General features: G+C 53.6%; 19 protein-coding genes. 13 read left to right on the forward strand and 6 right to left on the reverse strand.

All coding sequences use genetic code 11. The features are described 5' to 3' along the window. Nucleotides 1–91: 91 nt before the first annotated feature. From ACUY4S_RS09975 to ruvB, 3 genes are all read left to right on the forward strand, one after another. Entirely contained in the window at nucleotides 92–973 is an 882-nt protein-coding gene (locus tag ACUY4S_RS09975; protein WP_458023104.1) for an SDR family oxidoreductase, read from the forward strand. Nucleotides 974–1070: 97 nt separating this feature from the next. Beyond that, a complete protein-coding gene (gene ruvA / locus ACUY4S_RS09980) occupies nucleotides 1071–1682 on the forward strand; it encodes a Holliday junction branch migration protein RuvA (RefSeq protein WP_312691629.1) in 612 nt (203 codons plus the stop codon). Between the two features lie 8 nt (nucleotides 1683–1690). Next, nucleotides 1691–2701 (forward strand): Holliday junction branch migration DNA helicase RuvB, encoded by a 1011-nt coding sequence (gene ruvB / locus ACUY4S_RS09985; RefSeq protein ID WP_312691630.1) that lies wholly within the window; start codon nucleotides 1691–1693, stop codon nucleotides 2699–2701. A gap of 46 nt (nucleotides 2702–2747) precedes the next feature. Here ruvB and znuB read toward each other — a convergent pair whose 3' ends face one another. Together znuB and znuC are read right to left on the reverse strand one after the other, a co-directional pair. Next, nucleotides 2748–3533: a zinc ABC transporter permease subunit ZnuB gene (gene znuB, locus ACUY4S_RS09990; protein ID WP_312691631.1), complete on the reverse strand. Its 786-nt coding sequence runs from the start codon at nucleotides 3531–3533 to the stop codon at nucleotides 2748–2750. Next, the gene (znuC, locus tag ACUY4S_RS09995; RefSeq protein WP_458023105.1) at nucleotides 3530–4285 is read right to left on the reverse strand and encodes a zinc ABC transporter ATP-binding protein ZnuC; all 756 of its coding nucleotides are present in this window, start codon (nucleotides 4283–4285) and stop codon (nucleotides 3530–3532) included. The genes znuB and znuC overlap by 4 nt, the downstream gene beginning before the upstream one ends. 78 nt (nucleotides 4286–4363) lie before the next feature. Here znuC and znuA point away from each other — a divergent pair, with 78 nt between their 5' ends. The 3 genes from znuA (at nucleotide 4364) to lpxM (ending at nucleotide 7759) form a co-directional block, all read left to right on the forward strand. Next, nucleotides 4364–5308 (forward strand): zinc ABC transporter substrate-binding protein ZnuA, encoded by a 945-nt coding sequence (gene znuA / locus ACUY4S_RS10000; RefSeq protein WP_458023106.1) that lies wholly within the window; start codon nucleotides 4364–4366, stop codon nucleotides 5306–5308. 15 nt (nucleotides 5309–5323) lie between these two features. Further along, nucleotides 5324–6655 (forward strand): murein DD-endopeptidase MepM, encoded by a 1332-nt coding sequence (gene mepM / locus ACUY4S_RS10005; protein WP_312691634.1) that lies wholly within the window; start codon nucleotides 5324–5326, stop codon nucleotides 6653–6655. 132 nt (nucleotides 6656–6787) lie between these two features. Further along, nucleotides 6788–7759: a lauroyl-Kdo(2)-lipid IV(A) myristoyltransferase gene (lpxM, locus tag ACUY4S_RS10010; protein WP_312691635.1), complete on the forward strand. Its 972-nt coding sequence runs from the start codon at nucleotides 6788–6790 to the stop codon at nucleotides 7757–7759. Nucleotides 7760–7810: 51 nt separating this feature from the next. On the opposite strand, the gene pyk is transcribed toward lpxM, so the two are convergent. Together pyk and ACUY4S_RS10020 are read right to left on the reverse strand one after the other, a co-directional pair. After that, nucleotides 7811–9253 carry a pyruvate kinase gene (pyk, locus tag ACUY4S_RS10015; RefSeq protein ID WP_312691636.1) on the reverse strand — a complete coding sequence of 481 codons (1443 nt, stop codon included), beginning with the start codon at nucleotides 9251–9253 and terminating at the stop codon, nucleotides 7811–7813. A gap of 125 nt (nucleotides 9254–9378) precedes the next feature. Then, nucleotides 9379–10248: a MurR/RpiR family transcriptional regulator gene (locus tag ACUY4S_RS10020; RefSeq protein ID WP_312691655.1), complete on the reverse strand. Its 870-nt coding sequence runs from the start codon at nucleotides 10246–10248 to the stop codon at nucleotides 9379–9381. 340 nt (nucleotides 10249–10588) lie between these two features. On the opposite strand from ACUY4S_RS10020, the gene zwf reads away from it, so the two are divergent. The 3 genes from zwf to kdgA all read left to right on the forward strand — a co-directional run bounded on the left by zwf (nucleotide 10589) and on the right by kdgA (nucleotide 14789). Continuing rightward, nucleotides 10589–12064 (forward strand): glucose-6-phosphate dehydrogenase, encoded by a 1476-nt coding sequence (gene zwf / locus ACUY4S_RS10025; protein ID WP_312691637.1) that lies wholly within the window; start codon nucleotides 10589–10591, stop codon nucleotides 12062–12064. Between the two features lie 234 nt (nucleotides 12065–12298). Further along, nucleotides 12299–14110, forward strand: a complete 1812-nt coding sequence (edd, locus tag ACUY4S_RS10030) for a phosphogluconate dehydratase (protein ID WP_458023588.1) — start codon at nucleotides 12299–12301, stop codon at nucleotides 14108–14110. Nucleotides 14111–14147: 37 nt separating this feature from the next. Further along, complete coding sequence (kdgA, locus tag ACUY4S_RS10035; RefSeq protein ID WP_312691639.1) at nucleotides 14148–14789, forward strand: bifunctional 4-hydroxy-2-oxoglutarate aldolase/2-dehydro-3-deoxy-phosphogluconate aldolase; 642 nt, start codon at nucleotides 14148–14150, stop codon at nucleotides 14787–14789. 66 nt (nucleotides 14790–14855) lie between these two features. On the opposite strand, the gene purT is transcribed toward kdgA, so the two are convergent. Further along, nucleotides 14856–16034 (reverse strand): formate-dependent phosphoribosylglycinamide formyltransferase, encoded by a 1179-nt coding sequence (gene purT / locus ACUY4S_RS10040; RefSeq protein WP_458023589.1) that lies wholly within the window; start codon nucleotides 16032–16034, stop codon nucleotides 14856–14858. A gap of 131 nt (nucleotides 16035–16165) precedes the next feature. On the opposite strand from purT, the gene ACUY4S_RS10045 reads away from it, so the two are divergent. The 4 genes from ACUY4S_RS10045 to ptrB all read left to right on the forward strand — a co-directional run bounded on the left by ACUY4S_RS10045 (nucleotide 16166) and on the right by ptrB (nucleotide 19813). Continuing rightward, complete coding sequence (locus ACUY4S_RS10045; RefSeq protein WP_458023590.1) at nucleotides 16166–16501, forward strand: YebG family protein; 336 nt, start codon at nucleotides 16166–16168, stop codon at nucleotides 16499–16501. Nucleotides 16502–16559: 58 nt separating this feature from the next. Then, nucleotides 16560–16913, forward strand: coding sequence for a protein YebF (yebF, locus tag ACUY4S_RS10050; protein WP_458023591.1), 354 nt, complete (start codon nucleotides 16560–16562; stop codon nucleotides 16911–16913). A 92-nt stretch (nucleotides 16914–17005) separates the two neighbouring features. Next, a complete protein-coding gene (locus tag ACUY4S_RS10055) occupies nucleotides 17006–17677 on the forward strand; it encodes a tellurite resistance TerB family protein (protein ID WP_458023592.1) in 672 nt (223 codons plus the stop codon). 75 nt (nucleotides 17678–17752) lie between these two features. Then, a complete protein-coding gene (gene ptrB, locus ACUY4S_RS10060; RefSeq protein ID WP_458023593.1) occupies nucleotides 17753–19813 on the forward strand; it encodes an oligopeptidase B in 2061 nt (686 codons plus the stop codon). Here ptrB and exoX read toward each other — a convergent pair. Then, entirely contained in the window at nucleotides 19810–20472 is a 663-nt protein-coding gene (gene exoX, locus ACUY4S_RS10065; protein WP_312691645.1) for an exodeoxyribonuclease X, read from the reverse strand. The genes ptrB and exoX overlap by 4 nt on opposite strands. Nucleotides 20473–20479 lie beyond the last annotated feature (7 nt).

The raw sequence follows: 20479 nt of genomic DNA on the forward strand, positions 1-20479 counted from the left end.
TTAGTCCTTATACCACGATAACGTCACTACTTTTCTCTGCTAAGGATATTTATAAGGATAGGCGCGCGAGTCAACATAAGGAGACACACGCATGCATGTTTTTCTGACGGGCGCGACCGGCTGGGTTGGCGCAACGGTAGCGGCGGAATTACTGGCAGCCGGGCATCACGTGACGGGGCTGGCAAGAAATACCGATAAAGCGCAGGCATTACTGGCGGCTGGCGGGCAGGTAATTTACGGGACGCTGGACGATCGCCAGATCCTGTTTGATGCCGCCATGCACGCCGATGCGGTGATCCATACCGCGTTTAATCACGATTTTTCCCGCTTTGCAGACAATTGCGCCCAGGATCAACGGGCTATCGAAACGTTGGGCGAAGCGTTAAAAGGCAGTCATCGCCCTTTACTGGTGACATCAGGTCTGGCGCGATTGGTACAGGGGCGACTGGCAAACGAAACGGATAAACCTGCCAGCGGGCCGGAATACTTGCGTCGTTCGGAGCTGGCAGCGCAAGAGCTGGTGGAAAAAGGTATCCGGGCTGCGAGCATTCGCCTGGCGCCAACGGTACATGGCGTTGGCGATCACGGTTTTGTGCCCAACCTGATCGCGCTGGCGAAGAAAACAGGCGTGGCAGCCTGGCCAGGAGAGGGCTCAAACCGCTGGGCGGCGGTGCATCGTCTTGATGCGGCGAAAGTGTACCGACGGGTATTAGAAACTGGCGTTACACAACCGGTGTATCACGCCGTCGCGGAAGAGGGGATACCCATGCGCGACATTGCGATAGCCATCGGCAAAATGCTGGGTCTACCGGCTGAGTCACGCAGTCCTGAACATTTTGGCTGGTTTGCTGCCTTTGCTGCGGCAGACATGGCGGCGTCCAGTGCCCGGACTCGCGACGTACTGGGTTGGCAGCCCCAGCAGCGTGAATTGCTGGCAGATCTGGCTGATAGCGCCTATTACGCGAATTCCTGAATACCGCGCGTTTTTCCTGCAGAATCGGCTGGATATCTATCCAGCCTTTTTTTATGATACAACATTAGAATTTAAGCCCTTACCGCAGGAGCGTCACGTGATAGGCAGACTCAGAGGCATTATTGTTGAAAAACAACCCCCGTTAGTGGTGCTGGAAGCAGGGGGCGTGGGCTACGAAGTGCATATGCCAATGACCTGTTTTTATGAATTACCGGACGCTGGAAAAGAGGCGATTGTCTTCACGCATTTCGTGGTGCGTGAAGATGCTCAACTGCTGTTCGGTTTTAATAATAAGCAGGAACGTACCCTGTTCCGTGAGTTGATTAAAACCAACGGTGTCGGGCCGAAACTTGCACTGGCGATCCTTTCTGGCATGTCGGCGCAACAGTTTGTGAATTCGGTCGAGCGTGAAGATCCCGCCGCGCTTATCAAACTGCCGGGCATCGGTAAGAAAACGGCTGAGCGCCTGATTGTCGAAATGAAGGACCGCTTTAAGGGGTTGCATGGCGATCTCTTTACACCTGCGGCGGATCTGGTGCTGACTTCCCCTGCCGGCCCGGCGGCAGACGATGCAGAACAAGAAGCTGTTGCCGCGCTGGTAGCGCTGGGCTATAAACCTCAGGAAGCCAGCCGGATGGTGAGTAAAATCGCGCGTCCGGATGCCAACAGTGAAACCCTGATCCGTGAAGCGCTGCGCGCAGCGTTGTGAGGTAGAGGATGATTGAAGCAGATCGCCTGGTCGCACCCGCCAGCACTAACGTGGAAGAGATCGCCGACCGCGCTATTCGCCCGAAACTGCTCGACGAATATGTTGGCCAGCCTCAGGTTCGTTCTCAGATGGAGATCTTTATCCAGGCGGCAAAACTGCGTGGTGATGCGCTTGACCATCTTCTTATCTTTGGCCCGCCCGGTTTAGGGAAAACAACTCTGGCGAATATTGTCGCCAACGAGATGGGCGTGAATCTGCGCACCACATCTGGCCCGGTTCTGGAGAAAGCGGGCGATTTGGCGGCCATGCTCACCAACTTAGAACCGCACGATGTGCTGTTTATTGATGAGATTCACCGCCTTTCGCCGGTAGTGGAAGAGGTGCTGTATCCAGCGATGGAAGACTATCAACTGGATATCATGATTGGCGAAGGTCCGGCGGCGCGTTCCATCAAGATCGATCTCCCTCCCTTTACCCTAATTGGTGCGACCACACGTGCGGGTTCACTGACCTCGCCACTGCGCGATCGTTTTGGCATAGTGCAACGTCTTGAGTTCTACCAGGTCGCCGACCTGCAACATATTGTCGGTCGTAGCGCGCGCTTTATGGGGCTGGAGATGAGTGAGGAAGGTGCGCTGGAAGTGGCGCGACGTTCTCGTGGTACACCGCGTATCGCCAACAGGCTGCTGCGACGCGTACGGGACTTTGCCGAGGTAAAGCATAACGGCGACATCACGGCCGGGATTGCCGCGCAGGCGCTGGACATGCTGAACGTCGATGCCGAAGGCTTTGATTATATGGATCGCAAGCTGCTGTTGGCAGTTATTGATAAGTTTTTTGGCGGGCCAGTGGGTCTGGATAACCTGGCGGCGGCTATCGGCGAAGAGCGGGAAACGATTGAAGACGTACTGGAACCTTATCTCATCCAGCAAGGTTTTTTACAACGTACGCCGCGTGGACGCATGGCAACCGTTCGGGCCTGGAACCACTTTGGCATTACTCCGCCAGAGATGCCCTGAAAAACGCCGGATGTGAACAACATCCGGCCTTGTCCGGCTTTGCTTCTTAGCTAGCCGTTTTCTTCGTCATACTAACGATAAACAGCACTGCGGCGCACAACACCACGGAAGGGCCTGCTGGCGTGTCATACAGCGCCGAGAATGCTAACCCGCCGGTAACGGCAATCATGCCAACGCCTACCGCTATACCGGCCATCTGCTCCGGCGTGCGCGCAAAACGGCGGGCCGTAGCGGCCGGAATGATTAACAGTGATGTAATAATCAGTGCGCCGACGAATTTCATCGCCACGCCGATCGTCAGGGCCGTCACCAGCATGAGCAGCAGCTTCACGCGCTGCAGTTTCACGCCATCAACAAAAGCCAGTTCAGGGCTGATTGTCATTGATAGCAGGCTGCGCCATTGCCAAAGCAAAATCCCCACCACCACGACAACGCCCATGGCAATAAATAGCAGATCCTGCGGAGTTACAGCCAGCAAGTCGCCGAAAAGGTAGGCCATCAGGTCAACGCGAATATTCGACATCAGGCTAACGACTACAAGACCCAGCGATAAAGCGCTATGCGCCATAATACCGAGCAATGTGTCTACTGCCAGATGCGGACGTTTTTCCAGCCATACCAGACCCGCTGCGAGCAGCAGTGTCACGGCGATTACCGCATAAAACGGATTCACATCGAGCAGAAAACCAAACGCCACTCCGAGCAGGGAGGCGTGCGCCAGCGTATCGCCAAAATAGGACATTCGACGCCAGACAACAAAAGAACCCAGCGGGCCAGCCGCGCAGGCCAGCATCACGCCAGCAAACCAGCCGGGCAGTAATAATTCAATCATGAGCGTCCGTTACCCTGGCGCAATACAATGCGGCCTTGTAAATCATGGCGGTGATTATGGTTATGGCGATAAATGCCGAGCTGTTCTGCCCCCCGCTGGCCGAACATCGAAATAAATTCGGGGTGCATGGAAACCACTTCCGGCGTACCTGAACAACATATGTGGTGGTTAAGGCACAGCACTTCATCCGTTTTCGCCATGACCAGGTGTAAGTCGTGAGACACCATCAATACGGCGCAGTCCAGCTCTTTGCGCAACTGGTCGATGAGATCGTACAGCGCCACCTGGCCATTGACGTCTACGCCCTGAGTGGGTTCGTCGAGCACCAGCAACTGGGGACGGTTGAGCAATGCCCGTGCCAGCAAGACCCGCTGCGTCTCGCCACCGGAGAGTTTTTGCATCGGAGCATCAACAAGATGCGCCGCCTGCACGCGTTTCAACGCCGGAACGATCTCTTCTTTACGTGTTCCCGGGCGCAAACGTAAAAAACGCCCGACAGTCAGTGGGAGCGTTGCATCAAGATGCAGTTTTTGCGGCACATAGCCGATACGCAGATTTTTTTCGCGCTTGATAGTACCGGCGTCCGGTGCTACGAGCCCAAGCACGACGCGCACCAGCGTCGATTTTCCTGCGCCATTGGGACCCAGCAACGTCAGAATTTTGCCGGGGCATAAATTTAGCGAAATATCAGATAAGACGCGCCGTTGACCAAAGGCGACGGTGACTTTTTCTAGCGTTACAAGATTCGTCATAGCATTTAAGGGGTTGCACAAGTTGTCGAATGTTATAATATCACATTCCACTTACTCATTACGATCAATAGACGCATTATGTTACATAAAAATACGCTTCTTTGCGCAGCGTTATCCGCTGCGCTTCTGGGTGGGGCAGCACAAACTGCTGACGCCGCAGTCGTAACCTCTTTAAAGCCTCTGGGTTTTATCGCATCAGCTATTGCCGATGGCGTAACAACCACCGACGTGTTGTTGCCTGACGGCGCATCCGAACACGACTATTCATTGCGTCCTTCTGATGTAAAACGCTTACAGAACGCGGACTTAGTATTTTGGGTCGGGCCGGACATGGAAGCGTTTATGGCTAAATCTGCGCAGCAAATTCCCGAGAAAAAACGCATAACGATGGCTGAGCTTGAAGGGGTGAAATCTTTGCTGATGAAAGGTGAGGATGACGATGAACATCATCATGACGATCACCAGCATGCGAGCGAAAAAGGTGATGAGCATCACCATCACGGCGACTACAACATGCACCTGTGGCTTTCCCCAGAGATAGCGCGGCTTTCGGCGGTTGCAATCCACGATAAATTAGTGGAAGTTATGCCGCAAAGTCGAGCCAAGCTTGACGCCAACCTGCAGGCTTTTGAGGCATCATTGACTCAGGTCGACAAACAGGTCGGAAACGAGCTGGCACCGCTGAAGGGGAAGGGGTATTTCGTTTTTCATGACGCCTACGGCTATTTTGAAAAGCATTACGGGCTGACTCCATTGGGTCACTTTACCGTCAACCCCGAAATTCAACCTGGTGCGCAGCGTTTACATGAAATCAGAACACAGTTGGTTGAGCAAAAAGCAACCTGCGTTTTTGCTGAGCCACAGTTCAGGCCAGCGGTCGTTGAAGCTGTTGCCAGAGGGACATCCGTTCGAATGGGAACGTTGGATCCACTTGGGATCAGTATCAAGCCAGGCAAAGAGAGCTATTCACAGTTCCTTGCCCAGCTAGCTAACCAGTATACGAGCTGCCTGAAAGGAGATTAACGAGGAAGTGAATACGTGCAACAGATAGCCCGCTCTGTCGCCCTGGCATTTAACAATCTGCCCCGACCCCATCGCGTTATGCTGGGGTCACTTACAGTTCTCACGCTTACGGTCGCCGTCTGGCGACCTTATGTTTATCACCCTGAATCGGTCTCCGCGCCGATTGTCAAAACCATCGAGCTGAAAAAAAGTGAAGTCCGCTCGTTGTTGCCTGAAGCCAGCGAACCTATCGATCAAACCATGCCGGATGAAGTGGAAGATATTCCACAGGATGAACTGGATGATAAGACCGCCAGCGAAGCCGGGGTTCATGAATATGTCGTCTCTACCGGCGATACGCTAAGCAGTATCCTCAATCAGTACGGCATTGATATGGGCGATATCAGCCAGCTTGCCGCAGCGGATAAAGAGCTGCGTAACCTGAAAATCGGTCAACAGATCTCCTGGACGCTGACTGCGGACGGGGATTTGCAACGCCTGACCTGGGAAATGTCCCGTCGCGAAACACGCACTTACGATCGTACCGATAGCGGCGCGTTCAAAATGAGCAGTGAAATGCAGCAGGGCGACTGGGTCAACAAAGTGATGAAAGGCACCGTTGGCGGCAGCTTCGTGGCCAGCGCCCGAGAAGCGGGGCTGACCAGCGGTGAAATCAGTTCCGTTATTAAAGCCATGCAGTGGCAAATGGACTTCCGTAAGCTGAAAAAAGGCGATGAGTTCTCCGTTCTGATGTCCCGCGAAATGCTGGAAGGTAAGCAGGAGCAGAGCCAACTGGTCGGTGTCCGTCTCCGCTCTGATGGCAAAGACTACTACGCGATTCGTGCAGAGGATGGCAAATTTTACGATCGGAACGGTACAGGCCTGGCGAAAGGTTTTATGCGTTTCCCCACCTCGAAGCAGTTCCGCGTGTCGTCTAACTTCAATCCGCGCCGTCTGAACCCGGTGACCGGGCGTGTTGCACCTCATAAAGGTGTCGACTTTGCCATGCCACAAGGTACGCCAGTCCTCTCTGTAGGAGACGGCGAAGTGGTGGTAGCCAAACGTAGCGGCGCGGCAGGTTATTATGTGGCTATCCGACATGGTCGCACCTATACCACGCGTTATATGCATTTGCGTAAGTTGCTGGTGAAAAACGGGCAGAAAGTGAAACGTGGCGATCGTATCGCGTTGTCCGGAAATACCGGGCGCTCTACCGGCCCGCACCTGCATTACGAAGTATGGATTAACCAGCAGGCAGTGAACCCTTTAACGGCGAAGCTGCCAAGAACGGAAGGTCTGAGCGGTTCGGATCGTACCGATTACCTGGCGCAGGTGAAAGAAGTCTTACCGCAGTTACGCTTCGACTGATTTGCCTGTTAAGTGTGCGTCTGAAGCCGATGTCTCACCCGCATCGGCTTTTTCTTTTGTGCGAAAGAAAGCGGCTCGCTACACTATCCGATTATCTTTTCTGATTTTTGATTTCTGGCCTGCGGACGATGCATGGAAACGAAAAAAAATAACAGTGAGTACATTCCGGAATTCGAGAGCGAATTCCGTCACCCGCGCAACTGGGGTGCCTGGCTGGGCGTGCTCGCGTTTGCTGGCGTCGCGATGATCCCGGCAAAAATGCGCGATCCGCTACTGGGCAAGCTGGGCCGCCTGGCAGGGAAATTCGGTAAAAGCGCGCGCCGCCGCGCCCAGATTAACCTTCTCTATTGCTTCCCTGAAAAAAGCGAAGCGGAACGGGAAGCGATCATTGATGATATGTTTGCCACGGCGCCGCAGGCGATGGTTCTGATGGCTGAACTGGCGATTCGTGGCCCGGAAAAAGTCATGCCTCGTGTGGAGTGGCAGGGAAAAGCGATCATTGATGAAATGCGCAATAATGATGAAAAAGTCATTTTTCTGGTGCCGCACGGCTGGGGTGTGGATATTCCAGCCATGCTGATGTCTTCACAGGGGCAGAAAATGGCGGCGATGTTCCACAATCAGGGCAACAAGGTTTACGACTACGTGTGGAACAGCGTGCGTCGACGTTTTGGCGGGCGCTTGCATGCGCGCAACGATGGGATTAAACCGTTTATCCAGTCGATACGTCAGGGTTACTGGGGCTACTATCTGCCGGACCAGGATCATGGCCCTGAGCACAGCGAGTTTGTCGACTTCTTTGCGACTTACAAAGCAACGCTTCCGGCCATTGGGCGTCTGATGAAGGTTTGCCGGGCGCGTGTTGTTCCCTTATTCCCGATCTATGACGCACATTCGCACCGACTGATTATTCAGGTTCGCCCACCGATGGATGATCTGCTTACCGCAGACGACAACACCATTGCCCGGCGGATGAACGAAGAAGTCGAAGTGTTTGTCGGGCCACATCCGGAGCAATACACCTGGATCCTGAAATTATTAAAAACACGCAAATCCGGTGAAACCGAACCTTACCGGCGTAATGAGCTGTATCCCCGGAAATAAAGCATAAAAAAGGCCTCTCGTGATGAGAGGCCTTTTACTTTCCGTTCCTGATTATTCGACGGTCAGAATACGGGTGGTGTTAGTGGTGCCGATGGTGCTCATCACATCGCCCTGGGTCACAATCACCAGGTCGCCGGAGAGCAGATAGCCTTTGTCACGCAGCAAAGTGACCGCGTCGTGAGCCGCAGCCACCCCCTCGTTATGGCTGTCGAAATAGACCGGTGTAACACCGCGGTACAGCGCAGTCAGATTCAGCGTACGTTCATGGCGCGACAGTGCAAAAATCGGCAGACCGGAACTGATACGTGACGTCATCAGCGCAGTACGTCCTGACTCGGTCATGGTGATAATGGCAGTGACACCCTTCAGGTGGTTAGCGGCATACATTGCCGACATCGCAATGGCTTCTTCCACGTTGTCGAACTGAATATCCAGACGGTGTTTAGAAACGTTGATGCTTGGGATTTTCTCTGCCCCGAGGCACACGCGCGCCATTGCTGCCACCGTTTCAGAAGGGTACTGACCGGCCGCGGTTTCGGCTGAGAGCATGACCGCATCGGTACCATCCAGCACGGCGTTCGCGACGTCCATGACTTCTGCGCGGGTTGGCATGGGGTTAGTGATCATCGACTCCATCATCTGGGTGGCGGTGATCACAGAACGGTTCAGCTGGCGTGCGCGACGAATCAACGCTTTCTGAATGCCGACCAGTTCCGGATCGCCGATTTCCACGCCCAGGTCACCACGGGCTACCATCACAACGTCAGAGGCGAGGATTACATCATCCATGGCATCCTGGTTGCAGACCGCTTCGGCACGTTCAACTTTGGCGACGATTTTGGCATCACAACCAGCATCGCGCGCCAGGCGGCGAGCATAGTTCAGATCTTCCCCGCAGCGCGGGAAGGAGACAGCAAGGTAATCCACGCCGATCAGCGCAGCGGTAACAATGTCTGCTTTATCTTTTTCGGTCAGGGCTTCCGCAGAAAGACCACCGCCGAGTTTGTTAATGCCTTTATTGTTGGAGAGCGGGCCACCGACGGTCACTTCGGTAAACACTTTCATGCCCTGAACTTCCAGCACTTTTAACTGCACACGACCATCATCCAGCAGCAGGATATCGCCTGGCACGACGTCTGCTGGCAGGCCTTTGTAATCGATACCGACTTTTTCTTTATCGCCTTCGCCTTTACCCAGATTGGCGTCCAGCAAGAATTTATCACCGATATTCAGGAAGACTTTGCCTTCCTTAAAGGTGGAAACGCGAATTTTTGGCCCTTGTAAATCGCCAAGGATAGCAACATGACGTCCCAGTTTTGCCGCAATCTCACGCACTTTATCGGCGCGTAACTTATGATCTTCCGGTGTCCCGTGAGAGAAGTTCATACGCACTACGTTAGCACCCGCAGCAATAACCTTTTCGAGGTTGTTATCGCGATCGGTGGCCGGGCCTAAAGTAGTAACGATTTTGGTTCTGCGAAGCCTTCTGGACATGTAATACTCCGTTGACTGAAACAACTTGGTGTTGCGTGAACATGAATTCGGTCATTTGTCGCCCTGCTGTGAAGAACAACGTTGCAGACCGAACAGCGTAAAGGTACCGCTTTTGTTATTAACTATTAGTGGTTATCACTTTTGATAAGCAGTTCCTTATCAAAGCGCGATTCTTTCAGTGCTTCTTTGACTCGCTTCAAGTTATCCCTGAATTTTGCACCCCGACGCAACGTAAACCCTGTAGCTAACACGTCGATGACAGTCAGTTGCGCAAGTCGTGACACCATGGGCATGTAAATGTCTGTATCTTCCGGGACATCCAGCGTGATCGCAAGTGTTGCTTCTCGCGCCAGTGGTGTCCCCGCGGAGGTTAGCGCAATGACCATGGCGTCGTTTTCACGTGCCAGTTGCGCAAGTTCGACTAAATTCTTGGTGCGGCCAGTGTGTGAAATCAACACAACTACGTCATCGTCGCTACAATTCATACAGCTCATGCGTTGCAACACAATGTCATCGGAGTAGACCACGGGAACGTTAAAGCGAAAAAATTTATTCATCGCATCGTGGGCCACCGCCGCAGACGAGCCGAGGCCAAAGAAGGCGATTTTTTTCGCCTGCGTCAGTAAATCCACGGCGCGGTTAACCGCTGCCATATCCAGCGACTGGCGTACATGATCGAGACTCGCCATCGCCGATTCGAAGATTTTACCCGTGTAGGCTTCTACGCTGTCGTCTTCGTCGACGTTGCGGTTAACATAAGGTGTGCCGTTGGCAAGACTTTGTGCGAGATGCAGTTTAAAATCAGGAAATCCGCGCGTATCAAGACTGCGGCAGAAACGGTTCACCGTCGGCTCGCTGACCTCCGCTTCTTGCGCAAGCGTGGCAATACTGGAGTGAATGGCCTGTTGCGGCGCGGCGAGAATGACTTCCGCCACTTTTCGTTCGGATTTGCTAAGGTTTTCCAGTCGTGACTGGATTTTTTCCAGCATATTCATGGGTGATAAAGCGCTCATGGTAAAACGATTCCACAAGAATGAAATCGTGATGCGTTTATCCTGATATTACCCCCGGGCGTCTTAGAAAGGTAAAGCGTGACGAGAAATGTTGTTGTTTTTTTTCATTACATGATCAACGTCGGATTTTAGCGTGGGTCTCCTGGGCAGACGTACAGCGTTTTCCGGGCGAAAACCCCTGGTTTTCGTCACAATAAAATAACGCACTTCCTGACAAGGCGTAACAGTTTCGGTAGTGACGTAAAAGCAGTACATTGTACCGTAATAAAATTACATTGAAGACCTGGCCAGAGTTCCAGGATCGCCAACTGAGGAGAATGATATGGCGGTAATACAAACAGCCCAGGCGTGTGACCTGGTCATTTTCGGCGCGAAAGGCGACCTTGCGCGCCGGAAATTGCTGCCGTCCCTGTATCAACTGGAAAAAGCGGGTCAGATCCACCCCGAAACGCGTATCCTGGGTGTTGGACGCGCCGACTGGGATAAAGAAGCTTATACCAACGTGATCCGCGAAGCGCTCGAAACCTTTATGAAGGAAAAGATCGACGAAAGCCTGTGGGATAAGCTGAGCAGCCGTCTGGATTTCTGCAATCTGGATGTGAATGACACCTCCGCTTTTAAACGCTTAGGCGCGATGCTCGATCAAAAAAACCGTACTACCATCAATTATTTTGCGATGCCGCCCAGCACCTTTGGCGCAATCTGCAAAGGGTTGGGCGAAGCGAAACTGAATGCGAAACCGGCGCGTGTCGTGATGGAAAAGCCGCTGGGAACTTCGTTAGCCACTTCCCGTGAAATTAACGACCAGGTCGGTGAATATTTTGAAGAGTGCCAGGTTTACCGTATCGACCATTATTTGGGTAAAGAGACGGTGCTCAACTTGCTGGCGCTGCGTTTTGCTAACTCCTTGTTTGTTAACAACTGGGATAACCGCACCATTGATCACGTTGAGATCACCGTAGCGGAAGAAGTCGGGATCGAAGGCCGTTGGGGTTACTTCGATCAGGCGGGTCAGATGCGCGATATGATCCAGAACCACCTGCTGCAAATCCTTTGCATGATTGCAATGTCGCCACCGTCGGACTTAAGCGCTGACAGCATCCGCGATGAAAAGGTGAAAGTGCTGAAATCGCTGCGTCGTATCGACCGCACAAATGTGCGTGAAAAAACCGTGCGTGGTCAGTACACCGCCGGCTTTGCACAGGGTAAAAAAGTGCCCGGTTATCTGGAAGAAGAGGGTGCCAACAAATCCAGTAATACCGAAACGTTCGTCGCTATTCGCGTGGACATTGATAACTGGCGCTGGGCAGGTGTCCCGTTCTACCTGCGCACCGGCAAACGTCTGCCCGCGAAATGTTCAGAAGTCGTGGTCTACTTCAAAACGCCGGAACTGAACCTGTTCAAAGAGTCGTGGCAGGATTTGCCACAAAATAAACTCACCATTCGTTTGCAGCCAGATGAAGGTGTGGATATTCAGGTGCTTAACAAAGTACCGGGCCTCGATCATAAACATAATCTGCAGATCACAAAACTCGATCTGAGCTATTCAGAAACCTTTAACCAGACGCATCTTGCCGATGCGTATGAACGTCTGCTTTTGGAAACCATGCGCGGGATCCAGGCGCTGTTCGTTCGCCGTGATGAGGTGGAAGAAGCGTGGAAGTGGGTGGACTCGATCACTGAAGCATGGGCGGCGGATAATGATTCCCCGAAACCTTACCAGGCAGGCACCTGGGGCCCGGTCGCATCTGTGGCCATGATCACTCGCGATGGCCGTTCGTGGAATGAGTTTGAGTGACCGAGGGAACCTGATAATGAGGTTATTTTACCGGTAACATGATCTAACACAGAAATCAGGACAATTTTTCATCTTTCAGGCCCCGACTGGATTCACCAGCGGGGCTTTTTTTATTACACTGGCTGAAGCGATTTTGCCTTTGGGGCGCAGCGTACTGGTGTTTCTGGCTTAATGATAACGAGCATTTATGCCTCCCATGTTGCCACCCCGGACAGATAAATTTCAGGAGCCTCTATGAACCCAACAATGTTACGCGTAACAAATCGTATTATTGAACGTTCGCGTGAAACCCGCTCAGCCTATCTTGCGCGTATTGAGCAGGCGAAAAGCGACACGGTACGCCGCTCGACGCTGGCCTGTGGAAACCTGGCTCACGGTTTCGCCGCATGCCAGCCTGACGATAAAGCATCGTTAAAAAGTATGCTGCGTAACAATATCGCCATTATCACCTCCTACAACGACATGCTCTCTGCGCATCAGCCTTACGAAACCTACCCGAACATCATTCGTAAAGCCTTGCACTCGGTCAACGCGGTCGGTCAGGTTGCGGGTGGGGTGCCAGCCATGTGCGATGGTGTCACTCAGGGCCAGGACGGTATGGAGTTATCTCTGCTCAGCCGTGAAGTTATCGCCATGTCGGCGGCGGTAGGGCTGTCGCATAATATGTTCGATGGGGCACTTTACCTGGGCGTATGTGACAAAATCGTCCCCGGGCTGGTGATGGCCGCGCTGTCATTTGGTCATTTACCGGCGTTGTTTATTCCGTCAGGCCCGATGGCCAGCGGCCTGGAGAACAAAGAAAAAGTACGTATTCGCCAGCTTTACGCGGAAGGGAAAGTCGACAGGATGGCGTTGCTGGAATCTGAAGCTGCGTCTTACCACGCGCCGGGCACGTGTACCTTCTACGGTACTGCCAATACCAATCAGATGGTGATTGAGTTTATGGGCTTGCAACTGCCTGGATCCTCTTTCGTACACCCGGATGCGCCATTGCGCCAGGCACTAACGGAAGCGGCGGCTCGCCAGGTGACGCGTCTGACCGGCAACGGCAACGAATGGATGCCGCTTGGTAAGATGATCGACGAGAAAGTAGTGGTGAACGGTATTGTTTCATTGCTGGCAACCGGGGGTTCGACCAACCACACTATGCATCTGGTGGCAATGGCGCGTGCCGCCGGCATCATCATTAACTGGGATGACTTCTCCGAACTCTCCGACGTGGTACCCCTGCTGGCGCGTCTCTACCCGAACGGCCCGGCAGACATTAACCACTTCCAGGCAGCGGGTGGCGTGCCCGTGCTCATGCGCGAGTTGCTTAAAGGTGGGCTGCTGCATGAAGAGGTGAACACTGTCGCGGGCTTCGGTCTGACGCGTTATACCAATGAACCCTGGTTAAACAATGGCGAGCTGGACTGGCGCCCGGGCGCTGACGCCTCACTGGATGCTGACATCATCGCCACGGTGGATAAACCGTTTTCGAAACATGGTGGCACTAAAGTACTGAGCGGTAATCTTGGGCGTGCGGTGATGAAAACGTCGGCGGTGCCGGTTGAGAATCAGGTTATTGAAGCACCGGCCGTGGTGTTTGAAAGTCAGCATGACGTATTACCCGCCTTCGAAGCGGGGCTTCTGGATCGCGACTGTGTGGTTGTTGTCCGTCATCAGGGGCCAAAAGCGAATGGAATGCCAGAATTACATAAACTCATGCCGCCACTTGGTGTATTATTGGACCGCCGTTTCAAAATTGCTTTAGTTACCGATGGACGGCTCTCAGGTGCATCGGGTAAAGTGCCGTCGGCGATCCATGTAACACCCGAAGCCTATGACGGTGGATTGCTGGCGAAAGTGCGTGACGGCGACGTCATCCGGGTCAACGGGCAGACAGGTGAATTAACGCTGCTGGTGGATGACAACGAGCTTGCTGCGCGCCAGCCACATATTCCTGACCTGAGCGCGATGCGCGTGGGCACGGGGCGCGAAATGTTCGGCGCACTCCGGGAGAAACTTTCCGGGGCGGAACAGGGCGCAACCTGTATCACTTTTTAAGACGACAAGATTTTAGTTCTGGCGAGAGAAAAACCTGATGAAAAACTGGAAAACGAGTGCAGAAACAATCCTGAAAACGGGCCCGGTCGTGCCGGTGATCGTAGTGAACAAACTGGAACACGCGGTGCCGATGGCAAAAGCACTGGTTGCGGGAGGGGTTCGCGTTCTGGAAGTCACTCTGCGTACGGCCTGTGCCATTGATGCTATTCGCGCTATCGCAAAAGAAGTTCCGGAGGCGATCATCGGCGCCGGTACTGTCCTGAACCCGCAACAACTGGCCGAGGTTACCGCTGCCGGCGCGCAATTCGCCATCAGCCCCGGTCTGACTGAGCCGTTGCTGAAAGCGGCAACCGAAGGCACCATCCCTCTGATCCCGGGTATCAGCACCGTTTCAGAATTGATGTTGGGCATGGACTACGGTCTGAAAGAATTCAAATTCTTCCCGGCGGAAGCTAACGGCGGCACTAAGGCGTTGCAGGCGATTGCAGGCCCGTTCGCTCATGTTCGTTTCTGCCCGACAGGCGGGATCTCACCGGCCAATTACCGTGATTACCTGGCGCTGAAAAGCGTGCTGTGCATCGGCGGCTCCTGGCTGGTACCGGCAGATGCGCTGGAAGCGGGTGATTACGATCGCATCACAACACTGGCGCGCGAAGCTGTCGAAGGCGCGAAACAGTAATAGCGAGGCGGGTGAAGACCCCGCCTGGAAAGTAGCCCGGCCAGCATAATGCGACCGGGCTTTTTTTTATCCCTGAACCTGTACTGCCGCCGCCGCGGCAATGGCGCGTTCAACGGCACTTTCGGTGGTGTCGGCAACGGCCAGCGCGACGCCCATGCGGCGGGAGCCTTCGATCTCGGGCTTGCCGAACAGACGCAGTTGTACCCCCGCGCCGACCGCGTTCTGAACATTGCAAAACGTGACGTTCTGACTGCTAAGCCGCGGGAGGATCACCGCTGAGGCCGCGGGACCATACTGGCGGATCTCGCCAACCGGCAATCCCAGGAAGGCACGCACATGCAGAGCAAACTCGGACATGTCTTGTGAAATCAGCGTGACCATGCCGGTATCGTGCGGGCGAGGAGAGACTTCGCTAAAAACGACCTCATCCCCGCAAACAAACAATTCAACGCCAAACAGACCGTAACCACCCAGTGCCAGTACGACTTTATGGGCGATCGCATGTGCGCGTTCCAGTGCCGTGACGGACATCTGCTGCGGCTGCCAGGATTCACGGTAATCGCCTTCTTCCTGGCGGTGGCCAATCGGGGCGCAGAAGTGCACACCATCTGCCGCGCTGATGGTTAGCAGCGTAATTTCAAAATCAAAGTTAACGACCCCTTCGACAATCACGCGGCCAGCGCCGGCACGACCGCCTTGTTGCGCATATTCCCACGCTTTGGCTAACTGATCCGCGCTTTTAATAAAACTCTGACCTTTGCCTGAAGAGCTCATTACGGGTTTTACGATACAGGGCAGACCAATCTCTTCAACAGCCTGTTGGAATGCGGCTTCACTGTCGGCAAAACGGTAACTTGACGTAGGCAGTTGCAGCTCTTCAGCTGCCAGGCGGCGAATGCCTTCGCGGTTCATGGTCAGTTGGGTGGCGCGGGCACAGGGCACAACGTGCTGGCCCTGAGCTTCCAGTTCGAGCAGTGTTTCGGTGGCGATGGCTTCAATTTCGGGCACAATAAAATGCGGTTTTTCACTCGCCACCAGTACCTTCAATGCTTCACCATCGAGCATGTTGATCACATGTGAACGGTGTGCCACATGCATGGCTGGCGCGTTAGCGTAGCGGTCTACCGCAATCACCTCAATGCCGAGACGCTGGCATTCTATAGCCACCTCTTTGCCCAGTTCACCAGAACCGAGTAACATCACACGCGTTGCTGCAGGGCGCAGCGCAGTTCCTAAAAGAGTCATAGCAGCCTACCGTTGGAAAAAAACTGCGCGCAGTATAAACGAAAACGTTTGCGTCTGTCTTTTGTCACTTGCGATGGTTTTTCCATCGCGCTACTATACTGTATAAATACACAGTTAAATGAGGCTGCATCATGGCGGTAGAAGTTAAATACGTAGTCATTAGAGAAGGTGAGGAAAAAATGTCTTTTGCCAGCAAAAAGGAAGCGGATGCTTACGACAAGATGCTCGACCTGGCTGAAGTCCTCGGGGAATGGCTGACCACCGGGCCTGTCACGCTGGAAGACGAAACCCGCGACCAGATGGCTCTTTGGCTTGCTGAACATAAAGACGCGCTCAGCGGTATTCTGAAATCCGGCAAATTACCGGGTGCAGACGAGGAATCGACGGTATCTCCGGCCGTTGAAGAGAGTGAACAGAACGACGCGGTAGATATTAAAAGCGCGGGTAAACGCGCAGAAGTCGCCTGATCTTGCACTGCCAGCAATTTGTACCATGCTATGAATGGGTAAGAACCAGGAGATAAGCATGAAAATAGCAGGGGTTTTATCCAGCTTACTATTGCTGGCAGGCAGCATGACGGCGCAGGCTGCAAACGACAAAACGGTCAAGTTTCCCTCCTGCGAGGGACTTAACGCGGATGGGATCGCGGCCAGCGTTAAGCGTGATTATTTACAGAATCGTATTGTGCGCTGGGTGGACGATCAAAAGAAACTGGGCCAGGCCGATCCGATAGCCTGGATCAGTGCAAAGGATATTGTCGGCAAGGATGATAAATGGACCGTGCCGTTAACCGTGCGCGGTAAAAGCGCGGATATTCACTACAAGGTTGCAATAGACTGCAAAGCCGGTAAGGCGGACTATCAGCCTCAGTCCCATTAACACTTTTCTTATCTTTTGCAGACTTAGACACTTCCTGACATCCCCCTCGCGTACTCTGAGCGTTCATTCATCGCTTCGTGAGGGGTATCACTATGAATTGGCTAAATCAATTACAGTCACTGCTCGGCCAGAGCAGTGACTCTGCGAACGCAACATCTTCTTCAGCTGGCGAGCAAGGGCTCAGTAAGCTGCTGGTTCCCGGCGCGTTAGGTGGTCTGGCGGGGTTGCTGGTGTCCAGTAAATCATCGCGTAAGCTGCTTGCCAAATACGGCACCAGCGCACTGTTAATTGGCGGCGGCGCGGTGGCGGGAAGCGTATTGTGGAATAAATATAAATCGCGGATACGCGATGCTCATCAGAACGAGCCGCAATTTGGCCATCAGAGTTCGCCGCTGGACGTGCGCGCAGAACGTCTGATTCTGGCGCTGGTGTTTGCGGCTAAAAGTGATGGTCATATCGATGACAAAGAGCGCGCCGCTATCGAACACCAATTGCGGGAGGCGGGTATCGAAATGCAGGGGCGAGCACTGGTGACGCAGGCCATTGAGCAGCCTCTCGATCCGCATCGCCTGGCGCAGGGTGTACAAAATGAAGAAGAGGCACTGGAAGTCTATTTTCTTAGTTGTGCTGTCATTGATGTCGACCACTTTATGGAACGCAGCTATCTCAACGCGCTGGGCGATGCGCTGAAAATTCCTCAGGACGTACGCGATGGCATCGAACAGGATCTCAAGCAGCAAAAAGACACCATCATACAGTCGTGAGCATCACGTTTCGCTTGCATCGCGCGTGGGTTTTGCCACCCTTATAGGAGTGTAAAACAAATAAAGAACAATGCTATGCCGCCAAAAGCCAAAAAAATCCCTCATGCCATGACCGTGCATGGCGACACGCGAATCGATGACTATTACTGGCTGCGGGACGACACGCGCTCTCAGCCAGACGTTCTTAACTATCTTGCCGACGAAAACGACTACGGACGCGAGATAATGGCGTCGCAGAAAGCCCTGCAGGACCGGGTATTGGAGGAGATCATTTCGCGGATCCCGCAGCGTGAAATATCTGCCCCCTACATTAAAAATGGCTACCGCTATCGGCATGTGTATGAACCCGGCAATGAGTACGCCATTTACCAGCGCCAGTCTGTTCTGGCCGCGGAATGGGAGGAGTGGCAGGTGCTGCTGGATGCCAATCAGCGTGCCTCACACAGTGAATTTTACACCCTCGGTGGTCTGTCCGTGTCGCCAGATAACGCCCTTATGGCCGTCGCGGAGGATTATCTCTCCCGCCGACAGTACGGCCTGCGTTTTCGTGACCTGGAGACGGGAAACTGGTATCCGGAAGTACTCGAAAATGTCTCGCCGGAGTTTGTCTGGGTGAATGATTCTGAAACGCTCTACTATGTGCGTAAACATGATACGACGCTGCTGCCGTATCAGGTATGGCGGCACAGCATAGGCACGCCCCCGCAGCAGGATGAACTGGTGTATGAAGAGCAGGATGACACTTTCTACGTCGGGCTGAGCAAAACAACGTCTCAACATTACATCACTATCCATCTGGCCAGTGCCACCACCAGCGAGGTCTTACTGCTGGATGCCGAATTGCCAGATGCGCAACCTCTGCGTTTCCTGCCACGCCGTAAAGATCATGAATACAGCCTCGATCATTTCCAGCACACGTTTTATTTACGCTCAAATCGAGACGGTAAAAATTTTGGTCTCTATCGTACAAAAGTGCGTGATGAACGTCGCTGGGAGGTGCTGATTCCGGCGCGTGAACAGGTCATGCTGGAGGGCTTTACCCTGTTCACCGACTGGCTGGTAGTAGAGGAGCGCCAACGCGGGTTGACCAGCCTGCGGCAAATCAACCGTAAAACGCGAGAAGTGGTTGGCATAGCCTTTGACGATCCCGCATATGTCACCTGGCTTGCCTATAACCCGGAGCCGGAAACATCCCGCTTACGTTATGGCTACTCATCAATGACCACGCCGGATACGCTCTTTGAACTGGATATGGACACCGGCGAACGGCGGGTGCTCAAGCAAATTGATGTCGAGGGATTTGACGCCAGCCAGTATCAGAGCGAACACTTGTGGATCCGTGCCAGAGATGGGGTAGAAGTCCCCGTCTCGTTGGTCTACAACAAACACCATTTCCGCCCGGGGCAGAACCCGTTACTGGTGTATGGTTACGGTTCGTACGGGGCGAGCATGGATGCCGATTTCAGTAGCAGCCGCCTGAGTCTGTTGGATCGGGGCTTTGTCTGCGCCATTGCGCATGTGCGTGGCGGCGGAGAACTCGGGCAGGCATGGTATGAAGACGGTAAGTTTCTTAACAAGAAAAACACCTTTAATGATTTTATCGACGTGACCGATATGCTGTTGGCGCAGGGCTACGGCTCACCGCTGTTCTGCTATGCCATGGGAGGGAGCGCAGGTGGGTTATTGATGGGCGCGATCGTCAATGAGCGCCCCTCCTTGTTCCATGGCGTGATAGCGCAGGTACCATTTGTTGATGTCGTCACCACAATGCTCGATGAGTCGATCCCGCTGACTACCGGTGAGTTTGAAGAGTGGGGCAATCCGCAGAATGAAACGTACTACCACTATATGAAAGGTTACAGCCCTTACGACAACATTGGCGCGCACGATTACCCGCATATGCTGGTGACCACCGGGCTACATGATTCACAGGTTCAGTACTGGGAGCCGGCGAAGTGGGTGGCTAAACTGCGAGAGTATAAAACCGACAATAATCTGCTGTTGCTGTGTACAGATATGGATTCCGGGCATGGCGGCAAATCAGGACGTTTTAAATCGTATGAAGGCGTTGCTCTGGAATATGCTTTTTTAATTGCCCTTGCCCAGGGATCGCTGCCCGGACAGGGGGCACACTAATCATCGCCTAAATAGTGCCTTAGCGTCAGACGTAGTTCCGGGCTCATGCGCTCAAGGTTGTTGAATAACCAACGCAGATAGCCCGGATCGCGATCGGCGATCTCGGAAACCGGTTTACCGCGGTATTTGCCAAACGTAAAGGTCGTGAGTAGCGCAGGGCGGCCAGTGATGGTCGCCATCTCATCCGCTGACCAGCCTGAAACCTGCATGATATCGATAAGCAACGCGGCAGTAATATAGCAGTCGTACAGTGCCCGGTGATGATGCAGTCCGGGGGGCGTTTGCACACTCAACTTACGGGATTTATACAGCGCCATGTTGCTGTACTTAATGCCTGGCCACAGGCGGCGCGCCAGTTTCATGGTGCAGATCCATTCACCTGGCATTTCGGGTAACACGCGTCGGTCAAAGCTGGCATTGTGCGCAACATACCAGGCGCTACCGTAATAGTGCGGCACAATCTCTTCAATCCATGGCTGATGGGCTACCATCGATTCGGTAATACGGTGTATCGCCATTGCCTGCGGGCTGATTGGTCGGTCCGGGCGTACCAGATGGCTCATCGGGTTAACGATCTGGCCATCAACCACATCCACGGAGGCTATTTCGACAACCCCACCCTGAAGATCGCAGGTTTCGGTATCAATAACACGTAACATTCCTGTC

The organism is Kosakonia beeri (assembly GCF_054165705.1).

Excerpts from the sequence above, each read along its gene's own strand:
- ACUY4S_RS09975 (WP_458023104.1), top strand. The coding sequence starts at position 92 with ATGCATGTTTTTCTGACGGGCGCGACCGGCTGGGTTGGCGCAACGGTA.
- ruvB (WP_312691630.1), top strand. The coding sequence starts at position 1,691 with ATGATTGAAGCAGATCGCCTGGTCGCACCCGCCAGCACTAACGTGGAA.
- znuB (WP_312691631.1), bottom strand. The coding sequence starts at position 3,533 with ATGATTGAATTATTACTGCCCGGCTGGTTTGCTGGCGTGATGCTGGCC.
- znuC (WP_458023105.1), bottom strand. The coding sequence starts at position 4,285 with ATGACGAATCTTGTAACGCTAGAAAAAGTCACCGTCGCCTTTGGTCAA.
- znuA (WP_458023106.1), top strand. The coding sequence starts at position 4,364 with ATGTTACATAAAAATACGCTTCTTTGCGCAGCGTTATCCGCTGCGCTT.
- lpxM (WP_312691635.1), top strand. The coding sequence starts at position 6,788 with ATGGAAACGAAAAAAAATAACAGTGAGTACATTCCGGAATTCGAGAGC.
- pyk (WP_312691636.1), bottom strand. The coding sequence starts at position 9,253 with ATGTCCAGAAGGCTTCGCAGAACCAAAATCGTTACTACTTTAGGCCCG.
- ACUY4S_RS10020 (WP_312691655.1), bottom strand. The coding sequence starts at position 10,248 with ATGAATATGCTGGAAAAAATCCAGTCACGACTGGAAAACCTTAGCAAA.
- zwf (WP_312691637.1), top strand. The coding sequence starts at position 10,589 with ATGGCGGTAATACAAACAGCCCAGGCGTGTGACCTGGTCATTTTCGGC.
- edd (WP_458023588.1), top strand. The coding sequence starts at position 12,299 with ATGAACCCAACAATGTTACGCGTAACAAATCGTATTATTGAACGTTCG.
- kdgA (WP_312691639.1), top strand. The coding sequence starts at position 14,148 with ATGAAAAACTGGAAAACGAGTGCAGAAACAATCCTGAAAACGGGCCCG.
- purT (WP_458023589.1), bottom strand. The coding sequence starts at position 16,034 with ATGACTCTTTTAGGAACTGCGCTGCGCCCTGCAGCAACGCGTGTGATG.
- ACUY4S_RS10045 (WP_458023590.1), top strand. The coding sequence starts at position 16,166 with ATGGCGGTAGAAGTTAAATACGTAGTCATTAGAGAAGGTGAGGAAAAA.
- yebF (WP_458023591.1), top strand. The coding sequence starts at position 16,560 with ATGAAAATAGCAGGGGTTTTATCCAGCTTACTATTGCTGGCAGGCAGC.
- ACUY4S_RS10055 (WP_458023592.1), top strand. The coding sequence starts at position 17,006 with ATGAATTGGCTAAATCAATTACAGTCACTGCTCGGCCAGAGCAGTGAC.
- ptrB (WP_458023593.1), top strand. The coding sequence starts at position 17,753 with ATGCCGCCAAAAGCCAAAAAAATCCCTCATGCCATGACCGTGCATGGC.
- exoX (WP_312691645.1), bottom strand. The coding sequence starts at position 20,472 with ATGTTACGTGTTATTGATACCGAAACCTGCGATCTTCAGGGTGGGGTT.